Raw genomic sequence first — 12289 nt, 5'->3', positions numbered from 1 at the left:
GGGCCGTGCGCGGGTGTCTGGGGGGGTTAATGTTCCCCGGTGTCCCCCCCGGCGGGGGGTTTGGTGGTTGGTTGGGGCGGGTGGCCCCCCGCCACCCCGGGGGGCCGTCGACTGCGGGAGATGAGCTCGGTGCCGATCATCCTCGTCACCGCCCTCGGTGAGGAGGATGACCGCATCCACGGCCTCGAACTCGGCGCGGACGACTACGTCACCAAGCCGTTCAGCCCGCGTGAACTGGCCCTGCGCGCCCAGGCGCTGCTCCGGCGTTCCGCCGCGCAGCCGGTCGCCGCGGCCCCGCGGGAACTGCGGGTCGAAGACCTCACCTTCGATCCGGCGACCCGGCACGTCACCAAGGCGGGACGCCCGCTGCGCTTCACCAGCCGCGAACTCGACCTGCTGGAGTTCTTCTTCACCCACGCCGGCCAAACCCTGCGCAAGGACGAACTGATGCAACAGGTCTGGCAGTGGCAGGTCGGCGACACCGCGATGGTGAGCGTCTACGTCCGGCGGCTACGCGAAAAGATCGAAACCGACCCCGCCACCCCGACCATCCTCACCACCGTCTGGGGCGTCGGCTACCGCTTCGGCTGACCACCCGAGTTACGCTTCCAATCACGCGAGTTGCGTCTCCCGTCACGCGAGATCTCCGGCCAATCACGGGAGATCTCGGTTCGCGCACGGGACGTCGCCAGGTACGTTGCGGCGAACTCACGTGATCCGAGGGAGATCTCGCGTGATCAGGCGCGTAACTCACGTGATCAGGCGGGGAGGCGGAGGGTGAAGCGGCAGGCGCCGGGGGCGTGGGTGGTCAGGAGGTCGCCGCCGTGCTGGCGGACCAGGCCGCGCGTGACCGACAGGGCGGCCTCGCCGGGTTCGGCCGCGCCGAGGGGCTCGCCGCTGGGGAGTCCACCGCAGGCGTCGTCGACGACGATCTCGACGTCGCCCGCGGTGCCGGTCACCAGCACGGTCACCTGCCCGCCCGCCGACGTGTGCCGGACCGCGTGCAGGACCACGTTCGTGAGTGCCCTGGTCAGCACCGCGATGTCGACGGCGACGGTCAGTTCGGGCTCCGGCCGGGTCTGCCGCAACCGCACGCCGCGCTCCAGCGCGAACGAAAGCGCCGTGGCGAGGGCGGAATCGAGCAGTTCGCCGACCGGCACCACCGTCCGGTCCACCCGTCCCGCCCTGCTCTGCGCCTTCGCGAGTTCGAACAGGTCACCCGCCACGCGGTCCAGGCGCCGCGACTGGTGCACGACGCTCGCCGTGTATTTCTCCGGCGAGGCCGCGACGCCGTCGTCCAACGCCTCGGCGGCGGCGCGGATGGCCGCGAGCGGGGTGCGCAGTTCGTGCGAGAGCCCCGTGATCAGGTCACGCTGTGCCTGGCGCAGCGCCGCGCGTTCCCGCTCCGCCTCGGCCAGCCGTCGTCCCGACCGCGCCACTTCCCGCCGCAGGCGGTCGATCTCCGCCCGCAGCGCGCGGCGGGACCCCGGCGCCGCGCGACGTCCGGCCACAGTGGACAGCAAGGCGCGGAACCCCATCGTCATCCCGTCCATTCCACTCCCCGCCCACGCCCCCTGCCAGTCCCAGAAGAAGGGACGCCAGGGCCGCTTTGTGGGACTGCCGGTTCCCTGACACGGCGGGCAAACTGGACGCGCACCCGTCAGCTCGTGAGGAGAGTGGAGCGTGGCACGGCCCGTCCTGTCGGTCAGCCCGGAAGGACCCGAGGGCTACCGGACCATCACCGCCGCACTGGAGTCGGCCCGCCCCGGTTCGGTGATCTCGGTCCATCCCGGGCGGTACCGGGAAAACCTGGTGATCACCAAGGTGGTCACCATCACCGCGGCCGAGGGATCACGCAGCGTCGAGCTGGCTCCCGTCCGCGGCAGTGTCGTGCGCGTGACATCGGAAGCCGTGCAGCTGTCCGGGCTCGTTCTCCGCGGCAAGGACGCCGAACTGCCCACTGTGGACGTTCCTCGTGGACAGGCGGCGATGGACGACTGCGAGGTCGTCGGTTCGGCATGGACCGCCGTACTGGCAAGGGAATCGGGCTCACTCGCGATGCGTGGCTGCCGAGTGTCCAATGCGGCCGGTGCGGGCATCGTGGACACTTCGGAGGCCGGAAGTGTCGTCGAGGACAGCCTTTTCGAGCATCTTGGCAGTTCCGCGGTGGTGCTCAGCGACCGCGCCGCCTCGGTCATCCGGCGCTGTGTCATGCGGGACAGCCGCGGCAACGGCGTCTGCGCGAACGCCGAATCGTCCGGCCTCGTCGAGAACTGCCAGATCTCCCGCACCGACAAGCCCGCCATCGCCCTCGAGGCGAGCACCACCACGACCGTCACCGGCACCGTCGTCACCGACGTCGCCATCGGCGCGTACCTGAACACGAGCGGCAGGCCCGTCCTGCGGGACTGTTCCTTCGTGGGCTCCCGCGAACACGGGATCGTCGTCCTCGGCGGGGATCCCGTGGTGCGGGACTGCAAGATCGGCCGGGCCAAGGCACACGGCGTCTTCGTCAAGGACAAGGCCCGCGGCAGCTACGAAAACCTGCGGGTGTTCTCGGCGGGGCGGGCGGCGGTCCACGTCGGCGAACTCGCCGGCCCGGTTTTCCGCGATCTCACCGTGTACGACTGCGCACAGGACGGCGTCGAGCTCACCGACGAATGCGTCGCGGAGTTCGACAAGCTGGAAATCCGCGACGTCGAGGGCACCGCGATCACCGTCCGCGCGGGCGCCAACCCGCTCCTGCGCCGAGTGTCCATTGAGGACGTACGCGGCGATGGTGCCGCCTTCTTCGCCGGTGGGCACGGCAGGCTGGAGGACTCCGATATCACCGGCACCGCCGGGCCGGGCATCCGGATCGGCGACGACGCCGATCCCTGTGTGAGCACCACGATGCTCCACGACCTGCCCGGCGGCGCCGTCGTGATCGAACCCGGTGGCACCGGGCTGCTGCGCGACTGCGAGATCCGCGCCTGCGGCGGCGACGGCGTCAGCGTCGCCGAGCACGCCGAGCTGACCCTGTCGAACAGCAAGGTCCGGGACAACAAGGGACACGGTGTGCTCGTCAGCCCCGGCGGACGCAGCACGCTCACCGGCTGCGAACTGCTCGGCAACGCCCGCGACGGCCTGCACGTCGACACCACCGAGCCGGTCGAGGTCACCGACTGCGTCGCCGTGGGCAACGGCGGTGCCGGCGTCGGACATCCCGGCACGAGCGAACGGCTTTCGGTGGAGAACCTGGAAAGCCGGGACAACCGCGCGGCCGGGGACGACGACACGGAAAGCCTCGGTCCGGTCAAGGAACTGACCGCGCTCGTCGGGCTGGACGGCGTCAAACACCAGGTCACGACCCTGATCAACCTGAACCAGATGGCCAAACGCCGTCAGCGCGCGGGATTGCCCGGCCTGCCGATGAGCAGGCACCTGATCTTCGCGGGCCCGCCGGGCACTGGCAAGACGACCGTCGCGCGCTTGTACGGCACGATCCTCGCGTCGCTCGGCGCACTGCGCAGCGGGCATCTCGTCGAGGTCTCGCGGGCGGATCTGGTCGCGCACATCGTCGGCGGTACCGCGATCAAGACCACCGAGGCGTTCACCAAGGCGCTCGGCGGCGTGCTGTTCATCGACGAGGCGTATACGCTGACCGCGCAGGAATCGGGCAATGGCCCCGATTTCGGCCGCGAGGCCGTCGACACGCTGGTGAAACTCATGGAAGACCATCGCGACGACGTCGTCGTGATCGCGGCCGGGTACTCGGAGCAGATGCGCGGATTCCTCGCCTCCAACCCCGGTCTCGCCTCCCGGTTCAACCGCACCGTCGAATTCGGCAATTACTCGGTGGACGAACTGGTCACCATCGTCGAGCGGACCTGTGCCGCGCACAGTTACCGGCTGGCCGACGACACGCGCGGCGCACTGCGCGAGCACTTCCGGAGCATGCACCGCGGCCCGGATTTCGGCAACGGCCGCGCCGCGCGCAAGCTGTTCGAGGAGATGATCGACCGGCAGGCGGTGCGGCTGGCCGCGCGGCCGGACGCCGGACAGGAGGACCTTTCCCTGCTGTTGCCTTCCGACATCAGCGAGAACGCCGCGTTGCCGCCCGACCGGAAACCGCCGTCCGCACTGTCGCGGCTGCGCGAGATGATCGGGCTCGGCGCGGTGAAGGACACCGTCGAGGATCTGGTGAACCTATTGGAGGCGAACAGAAAGCGCGCCTCCGCGGGCCTGCCGACCCCGCCGATCGGCAATCACGCGGTGTTCGCCGGACCGCCGGGCACCGGCAAGACGACCGTCGCGCGGCTCTACGGCGAACTCCTCGCCGAACTCGGGGTGCTGCCGACTGGGCAGCTGGTCGAGGTCAGCAGGGCCGACATCGTCGGCAAGTACGTCGGGCACACCGCGCGGCTGACCAAGGAGGCGTTCGAGCGGGCGCTGGGCGGCGTCCTGTTCGTCGACGAGGCCTACACGCTGACCTCCCTTGGCGGCAACGACTTCGGCCAGGAAGCGGTCGACACGCTGGTCAAGCTCATGGAGGACCACCGCGACGACGTCGTCGTGATCGTCGCGGGGTACACCGAGGAAATGCGGGAGTTCCTCGCCTCCAATGTGGGTCTGGCGTCGAGGTTCGCCCGCACCGTCGTTTTCACCGACTACGAACCCGCCGAACTGGTCGACATCGTCACGCGCAGCGCGGCCTCCAGCGGCTACGACTGCGGACCGGAGCTGGTGGCGGCACTGCGCGCGCATTTCGAGCAGGTGCCGCATGACCGCTCCTTCGGCAACGCCCGCTATGCGCGTCAGCTCCTGGAATCGGCGATGACCCGCCAGGCCGGGCGGATCACCCGGCTGGATTCGCCCACCCTCGACGACCTGCGCCTGCTCCGCGCCGAGGATCTGCCCGTCCCGGTGGGGTGAAGACCCTTTTCCGGGACTGTCCCCAGTGGACGCGGGACGGCTACCGTCGTGGTGTGCGATCTGCTCTCCGTTGGACGGCCGTGCTCTGTGTGGCGGTGACGCTGGTACTGGGCGCGGCCCCGGCGTCCGCCGCGCCGGAAATGCCGCCGATCACCCAGTCGCTGAACGAGAACCAGGCCTGCCGCACCGCGTCCACAGTGGACACCAATGACCCGCCGTGGGCGCAGGCGAGGCTACGGCCGGAGCGAGCCTGGACGCACACCGACGGCTCCGGCGTCACCGTCGCGGTGCTCGACACCGGTGTGGACGCGACGTCGCCCGCGTTGTCCGGCAAGGTGCAAGGCGCCGGAAAGGACTGCGTCGGGCACGGCACGTTCGTGGCAGGCATCGTCGCCGCCGCGCCCCGTCCCGGCGGCGGCTTCAGCGGCATCGCGCCCGGCGCGCGCGTGCTCTCGGTGCCGGTGACCGACCGGACCGGCGGCACCACCGCCCCCTCGCTCGCGACCGGTATCCGCACGGCACTCGCGGCGGGCGCACGGATCGTCCAGGTGTCGGCGGCGGTCGTCGAGCCCTCGCCGGAACTCGCCGACGCGGTCGCCGGAGCCGTCGCGGCCGGCGCCGTGATCGTCGCACCGGCAGCGGTCGCCGCCGGGCGGAAACCGGTGGCCGCGTACCCCGCCGCCTACCCCGGGGTGGTCTCGGTCGCGGCGCTCACCCCGCAGGGCGCGCCGATGCGGACGGATCTCCCGGGAATCCGGGTCGATCTCGCCGCGCCGGGCGCCGCCATCACCGGCCCCGGCCCCGGCGGCCCTGGCCTGTTCACCGCGAGCGGCGACGCCGTCGCGGCGGCCATGGTGTCCGGCACCGCCGCGCTCGTCCGGTCGTACCGGCCCGCGCTGTCCGGCCCGGAAACCGCGCGGCGCCTGAAAGAAACCGCTTACCCACCGGCGGGTGGCATACCGGATCCGTTGCTCGGCAACGGCGTCGTCGACCCGGCCGCGGCGGTCACCGCGGAACTGCCTTCCGGTGCCGCCACGTCCGCGGCGGCACCCGCGGCCGTACGCATGCCCGCACCCGCGGAACGCGGGCCCGAGGTGCTCGCCGGGATCGTCGCCGCGGTGGCGGGTACGATCATCGCGCTCGTGGCGATCGGTGCCGTCGTCCTCCCCCGCGCCCGCCGTCGCGGCTGGCGGGCCGGATGAGGCTCAGCTCGGCGAGCAGCTCACCTTCAGCTGGGCGGACGCGATGTGCCGGTAGTTAGTCTTGCCGTCGCCGGTGTTCCAGTCGAGACCGCTGTTGTTGAGCTTGACCGACAGCCTGCCGGTGTCGATCTTGAACGGCCCGCCGAGGCTCACCCACTGCCCGAGATGGGCGGTCTGATCGACATCCGCCACTCCGACAACGTTGTCGGCCGACGAGGTCAGCGAGTGGAAGACCGAATAGTGCGCTTTCACCGCGCCGACGTGATCGGTGCTGGTGTCGTTCGGGATGTACGCCGAGACCGTGCACTGGCCGACCGTGACGACATCCGAAACGTCGAAGAGCCACTTCGTGTAGGTCTGGGGATCGGGGGAACCGTCGGCGTTGCCCGCCATCGGCACCGCGTCGAAGACGCCCGAACACCCCGCCTCGGTGGAACCGCCCTGGTAGGTGTTCCAGCCCTCGCGGCCCTTCGCGTACTCACCGACCTTCTGGTACGACACCCGGGCGGTGTTGGCGCAGCCCGGCCCCGCGAACACGGCATCGGCCCGCGCCGGGAGGTGCGGCCGACCGGCTCCCGGCACACCAGCGGGATCGCCCGACCTACCGGACGCGGGCGCGCCGCCCAGCGCGTTCGGCGTGGAGGGCGCTCCGGGCATCGGCCGTCCCGCGGGACCCGGCGCGGGCCCACCGGTCAGCACCGGGACACCGGACACCTCGGTGGCGGGCTCGTTACTCATGCCCGCCTTCGGGTCGTCCCACATTCCGGTGATCAGGAACGGAACGGACACCAGCACCACCGCGGCTCCGGCGAGCGCGATCAGCGCCGGGGTCGACGGCAGCTTGCACCGTTTGCCCGCGGCGGGCGCGGTGCCCTCCGGCGCCGCGGTGGTACGGGCGGCGGTTCCGGACAGGACTTCGAGCGGGACCTTCTCGTAGTCGGGTTCCGGCGCGGACTCGGACCCTGGCACGGGAATCCCGGCGGCGGAACCGGTGTCCTCCACCAGTTTCAGCCGCGCCCGGTCGCCGTCGCCCGCGTCGACGGGCGGGAAGACACGCAGGGTCCGAACTGGTTCGGCTGCGGCCGCGTCCTGCGGGGACTGTAAACGCTGACGGTCGGAATCGGACGCCACAGGTCTCACATACCTCCGAGTAGCCTATACTTCGGCCGCGCCTGGAAACAGATTGTACAGATGCCGGTTCACGCCGTTCTTCACCGCAAGCGAACTCACGAGACCTCGGGAAATCGGCCCGGATGCACCCTCTGCTCGAAATAGCCCTCGTGTCGTTGTGGTGCTCGGTCGCGGTCGCCTTGATCGGTTCCGCTTTCCTGTGGCTGCTGCGCCGGTCCTCGCTCGTGGTGATGATGGTCGTACTCATCGTCATTCCGGTGGCGGGGATCGCGGCGAGCATGTTCGCGCTCGCTTTTATGGAGCGGGTCGCGTATCCGGAACTGCGGGAAATCCTGCTCGCCTGTATTCCGTGCACGGCGGTCTCACTGGTCGTCTGCCTGCTGCTCGGCCGCCGGTTCCTGCACGGCAGCCGCGACCTCGCGCAGGCGGCGCGGAGCATGGGCGTCCAGGGCCGGTTCGCCGCGCCCGCCGGCGACAGTGCCGCCGAATGGGAAGTGCTGAGCCAGGAGCTCGCGGCGATGAGCACCGCGCTCGCCGCGTCGCGGGAACACGAGCGGCTGCTGGAGAGTTCGCGGCGGCAGCTCATCGCGTGGGTCTCGCACGATCTCCGCACTCCGCTCGGCAGCCTGCGCGCGATGGCGGAGGCGCTGCAGGACGGCGTCGCCCCCGACCAGGACCGGTACCACCGGCAGATCCTGCAGGAAACCCAGCGCCTCGACCAGCTGGTCACCGATCTGTTCGACCTCTCCCGCATCCAGTCGCAGTCGCTCACCCTGTCCCTGCGGACGGTGCCGCTCTTCGACCTGATCAGCGACACCGTCTCGGCATGTGAACCGCAGGCACGTGGCCGGGGCGTTCACCTTGCGCCCGGCGGCATCGCGGCGGTCGAGGTCCGCGTCGACGTCCGGCAGCTGTCGCGGGTACTGGGAAACCTGCTCGGCAACGCGATCCGGCACACCCGGCCCGGCGGGACCGTCACGGTGGCCGCCGCCGCCGACGAGAGCCAGGCGGTGATCACAGTGTCGGACGCCTGCGGCGGTATCGCGGCCGAGGATCTCGGCAAGGTCTTCGAGCCGGGCTGGCGAGGCAGCCCGGCTCGCTCCGGGAGCGACACCGGGGGCGGGCTGGGGCTGGCGATCGTGCGCGGGATCGTCGAAGCGCACCATGGCAGCGTCGCGGTGCGGAACATCCCCGGCGGCTGCCGGTTCAGCGTGTCCCTGCCGCCGGCACGCCGGTCAGGCGGCGACTGACACCGGCTCCTGTCCGACGAGCCCGAGTTCCATCGCCTTGCGGGTCAGCTCGGCCTTGTTGCGGACCTCGAGCTTCGCGCGGATCCGTTTGACGTAGGTGTCGACGGTGGCGCTGGAAAGCCCCATCCGGCGGGCGGTCTGGGAATGCGTGTAACCGTTGGCGATCCAGCACAGCACTTCGCGCTCACGCGGGGTCAGCACCGACGGAGGCGCGGGCGTCGATGCAGGCGACGCGGTCAAGGCCTGTCGCGCGTCCGCGGCCACGTACACCGCTCCACGCGCGACCACTGCGAGAGCGTCGAAAAACTCCTGCTCGTCACAACGCGCGTCGACGAATCCCAGCGCCCCGGCCCGCAACAGGTCCGGCACCTGGGCGGCCGCACCCTCGGGCAGGACGACGAGCACCCGGTAGGACCGGCCGAGCCGCTCGACACAGTGCCGCAGCGCTGTGGCGGGCAGCGTGCCGCCGTACGCGACGACGGCGACGTCCGCGCCGCGACACGCGGGCGCGCGGGTAAGCAGGGCCGCGATGGCCTCGCATGCCTCTGGACGATCGGAAAACACGGTCACCTCGGACGACATGCTCACGAGCAACGCAACTCACTTCCGTACGGCTTATCCGCGACCGGCGCGGAACAGGAGTGTCGGCTTCCCCTCACGGGGACTTCCCGACGTTAACCGGGGAAAGCGGCACAAAAGAAGACCCGCGGCCCAGCTGTAAAAGTCAGTCGGACCTTGAAAGAATCTGTAAGAAAAAGCCGGGCGGAAAAGGACATTTCCCGCCGGAATCGGCTGCGACACCGCTGGGATTGTCTCACGGCGGGCGCGTGGATGACCAACTCGTGTCTACCAGGTCACCGCCGGGTCACGCCCCGGAATTCTTTTTCCGGCAGCGTTGAACAGTTCACCTTCGCACCGCCCGCGTCAGTGGGTCCGCAGCCATTCGGCGCTCTGGGCGGCGACCAGCGCGGTCAAGTCCCCGAGCGCCAGGTTGAAATCCTTGACGTGCAGCCCGAGCCCCTGTCCGGTCCCCGGGCCGCCGATCTGCGCGTCGCCGCCGCGGACCTGCAGCCAGCTGGCGTTACCGCCCGGGTATTCGCGGAACAGGCACTGACCGCTCACCAGGCCCGGGTAGCGCGCGTAGCCGGTCGGGTGAGTCGTCAACGTCGTCCCGGCGAGCAACAGCGCCAGATGGCCGCCCGGCAGGAGCGGATTACCTTCCACCAGCCGCTGGGTCGGCAGGCGCGCGTCGAGGTCCGCCGAGGCGTCGGCGGGCGCGCCGGTCAGGAGGGTGGCGGGGTTGAGGCACAGAATGCGATGGCCTGGTTTGGCGAGCACGCCGAACACCGAGTCCGGTGGGAGCGTCCGGTCGCCGGGCTGTTTGTACGACGAGTAGCCGGTGACGCATCCGGTGGGCACCGGCTGGGCCGCCGACGCGCGGGCGCAGACGGGCACGTACTGGAAGGCCGCGTCCGGATCGGCACCACCGCCCGCCGGACGGTCGATCGGGACCGGGACGTTCCCGCCGAGCAGCAGCGCCGAAACGAGCGAAGGCTGGACGTCGGGCCGTCCGTCGACGCGGTCGCGGATCAGGCTCGCGACGTCGGCGGCTCCCTGCGAATGGCCGAGCAGGACGACCCCGCGACGCCGGTGCGTCACCGGATCGACGTTGTAGTCGCGCCAGTAGGTGTCCCACGCCTGCTCGACGTCACGCAGACCCAGCGCGTAGTCGGGAGTCGTGCGAGTGGCGACGCCGACGACGTGCGCGGCCAGCGACGCCTGCCGGTACGACGGCACGAACATCCGGCACCGGCCGAGCAGCGGACCGGCCTGCGCGAGCGTGACGGCCATCTGGTCGTCGCCCCGCGCGGGCGGCAGCGAACCGAGCTGCGGCAACGGATTGGGGAGCACGTTGACGGTGGGATAGACGAAAAAGCAGTCGACCGGCGGCGCGGAAGGGGATTCGAACGGCTCGACGCCGGTGCGTCCGTCCGCCTCGACCCGGGTGACGTCGAGCGGCACCCGTCCGTGGGACATCGGGTAACCCGCGGTGAACTTTCCGCCGGGTTCGGCGGCTTGTGACTCACCGGTCAGGGTTTGGTTGCAGGGATTGGCGACCAAGCCGGGACGGCACAACCACACCGGGTGAGCGAGCGGGGCGCCGGTTTCGGCATTCGCCGGTACCGCGCCGAGAAGTCCGAGCCCGGTGAGGAGCGCGAGCAGGACGGCCACCTTCCGGCGGTATCGCAAGAAAGTCCGGCGCATGGCGTCCCCTTCCGGTGCGGGATTTCCCGGACGTACTGTGGCAGAGTGGCGCGGCGAGCGGGAGGTGAGAGGTGACGTCACGGAATCCGTTGCGCTGGCTGGCCCGCTGGGCGGACTGGTTCGAGGAGCGCGGCGTGTACGTGCCGGGTGAGGAGAACCGCTCGGTCGATCCGGTCCGTGACTTCGGGTGGCTGATAACCGCCTGGTTCTTCGGGGTCGCGCTCTTCATCTTCCTCTTCGCCTTCGCCATCTGAGCCGCCTTCGCCGGCTGAGCCGGAAAGCGCCTCCAGAAAGCGCGACCACGCCACTGTGAGTTCGGTCACCGGGGGTGCCGTTCCGATCACGGATCGGCCACGGGTGTACACCAGGTCCGCGTCAACACCCCGCTTCCGCTCGTACGCGCGCGAGAAGGCGGCCAGAGTGGAGCGGGTTCGGCTCGCCACCTAGGCCGAACGGCCGAACCTGCACCCCGACTGGAGTAACCGAGATGGCGCCCCCGCGCACCCCGAAAGCCCTGCTCGCCGCCTGTGTGCTCTTCACGGCGGTGGCCTGCGGGGTTCCCGCGCGGGAGGGGACGGCGGCACTCGGCGCGGGCGGGGCCCCGGCGGGCTCGCCCGCCGCGCAGGCCGGGCACGACCTGCGGTTCGGCACCGATCACCGGTTCGCGAGCGGAGTGTCGTTCGTGGTCTCGGCGCCGAAGTCGTTCCAGCCGAGCAGCGCGGCGTACCCGCCGAGCCCGCGCGGTGCGGCGTTCGACATCGAGGTCGTCAACAACGGTGTCGAGACGTACCGGCTCTCCGGCCTTTCGGTGACTGCGACGATCGGCGACGCGCCCGCGAAACAGCTCGTCGACGCGACGCAAGGATTCACCGGCGTCTACGACGCGGGCAAGGACGTCCTCCCGGGACGTTCGGCGCGGATCACCCTGGCGTTCGCCGCGCCGACGCAGCCGGTGCAGATGCGCCTGCAGTTGCGGCCGAGTGCCACGGACCCGACGGTGGCCACCTATTGCGGGCCCGCGTGAATGTCGGTGCCAGGCGTTACTCTTCGGCCATGACCGAGCGACTTACCCCCGGCGACCCCGCGCCGGACTTCACCCTGCCCGACAGCGAGGGCAAGAACGTCTCGCTGAGCGACTTCCGCGGTCAGTCCGTGGTCGTGTACTTCTACCCGGCGGCGGGCACGCCCGGCTGCACCAAGCAAGCCTGCGACTTCCGCGACAACCTGGCGGAACTGAACGACGCCGGATATCAGGTACTGGGCATCTCGCCGGACAAGCCGGAGAAGCTCGCGAAGTTCGTCGCGGCGGAGAAGCTGACCTTCCCGCTGCTTTCGGACCCGGACAAGAAGGTGCTCACCGAGTGGTCCGCGTTCGGGGAGAAGAAGAACTACGGGCGGATCGTGCAGGGCGTGATCCGCTCGACGTTCATCGTGGACGCCGACGGCAAGATCGCGAAGGCGGCCTACAACGTCCGTGCCACCGGCCATGTCGCCAAACTGATCAAGGATCTCGGCATCGCCTCCTGA

Annotated in this window: 11 protein-coding genes; 7 read left to right on the top strand and 4 right to left on the bottom strand. The window is 70.4% G+C overall.

Annotation, left to right across the window (positions count from 1 at the left end; translation table 11 throughout):
* Positions 1-39 precede the first annotated feature (39 nt).
* On the top strand, positions 40-591 hold the full coding sequence (locus ACFWY9_RS00705) for a response regulator transcription factor (protein ID WP_378337811.1): 552 nt from the start codon (positions 40-42) through the stop codon (positions 589-591).
* A 167-nt stretch (positions 592-758) separates the two neighbouring features.
* Here the strand turns inward: ACFWY9_RS00705 and ACFWY9_RS00700 are convergent, their stop codons facing one another.
* On the bottom strand, positions 759-1544 hold the full coding sequence (locus ACFWY9_RS00700) for a sensor histidine kinase (RefSeq protein WP_378337810.1): 786 nt from the start codon (positions 1542-1544) through the stop codon (positions 759-761).
* 139 nt (positions 1545-1683) lie between these two features.
* Between ACFWY9_RS00700 and ACFWY9_RS00695 the strand changes: the two genes are divergently transcribed.
* Positions 1684-4914: a right-handed parallel beta-helix repeat-containing protein gene (locus ACFWY9_RS00695; RefSeq protein ID WP_378328607.1), complete on the top strand. Its 3231-nt coding sequence runs from the start codon at positions 1684-1686 to the stop codon at positions 4912-4914.
* A gap of 53 nt (positions 4915-4967) precedes the next feature.
* Positions 4968-6116, top strand: a complete 1149-nt coding sequence (locus ACFWY9_RS00690) for a S8 family serine peptidase (protein WP_378337809.1) — start codon at positions 4968-4970, stop codon at positions 6114-6116.
* Between the two features lie 3 nt (positions 6117-6119).
* Here the strand turns inward: ACFWY9_RS00690 and ACFWY9_RS00685 are convergent, their stop codons facing one another.
* Complete coding sequence (locus ACFWY9_RS00685) at positions 6120-7247, bottom strand: hypothetical protein (protein WP_378337808.1); 1128 nt, start codon at positions 7245-7247, stop codon at positions 6120-6122.
* A 122-nt stretch (positions 7248-7369) separates the two neighbouring features.
* Here ACFWY9_RS00685 and ACFWY9_RS00680 point away from each other — a divergent pair, with 122 nt between their 5' ends.
* Complete coding sequence (locus ACFWY9_RS00680; RefSeq protein WP_378328610.1) at positions 7370-8497, top strand: sensor histidine kinase; 1128 nt, start codon at positions 7370-7372, stop codon at positions 8495-8497.
* Here the strand turns inward: ACFWY9_RS00680 and ACFWY9_RS00675 are convergent.
* Together ACFWY9_RS00675 and ACFWY9_RS00670 are read right to left on the bottom strand one after the other, a co-directional pair.
* Positions 8483-9079 carry a response regulator transcription factor gene (locus tag ACFWY9_RS00675; RefSeq protein ID WP_378328652.1) on the bottom strand — a complete coding sequence of 199 codons (597 nt, stop codon included), beginning with the start codon at positions 9077-9079 and terminating at the stop codon, positions 8483-8485. The genes ACFWY9_RS00680 and ACFWY9_RS00675 overlap by 15 nt on opposite strands.
* 342 nt (positions 9080-9421) lie before the next feature.
* The gene (locus ACFWY9_RS00670; RefSeq protein ID WP_378328611.1) at positions 9422-10762 is read right to left on the bottom strand and encodes a DUF3089 domain-containing protein; all 1341 of its coding nucleotides are present in this window, start codon (positions 10760-10762) and stop codon (positions 9422-9424) included.
* 71 nt (positions 10763-10833) lie between these two features.
* Here ACFWY9_RS00670 and ACFWY9_RS00665 point away from each other — a divergent pair, with 71 nt between their 5' ends.
* From ACFWY9_RS00665 to bcp, 3 genes are all read left to right on the top strand, one after another.
* Positions 10834-11016, top strand: a complete 183-nt coding sequence (locus tag ACFWY9_RS00665) for a hypothetical protein (protein ID WP_378328612.1) — start codon at positions 10834-10836, stop codon at positions 11014-11016.
* 233 nt (positions 11017-11249) lie between these two features.
* Complete coding sequence (locus ACFWY9_RS00660; protein WP_378328613.1) at positions 11250-11786, top strand: hypothetical protein; 537 nt, start codon at positions 11250-11252, stop codon at positions 11784-11786.
* Between the two features lie 29 nt (positions 11787-11815).
* Positions 11816-12289: a thioredoxin-dependent thiol peroxidase gene (gene bcp, locus ACFWY9_RS00655; protein WP_378328614.1), complete on the top strand. Its 474-nt coding sequence runs from the start codon at positions 11816-11818 to the stop codon at positions 12287-12289.

The sequence above is a fragment of the Amycolatopsis sp. NPDC059027 genome, assembly GCF_042739735.1.
Taxonomy (GTDB): Bacteria; Actinomycetota; Actinomycetes; order Mycobacteriales; family Pseudonocardiaceae; genus Amycolatopsis.
This window is presented reverse-complemented; position numbering and strand designations above follow the sequence as displayed.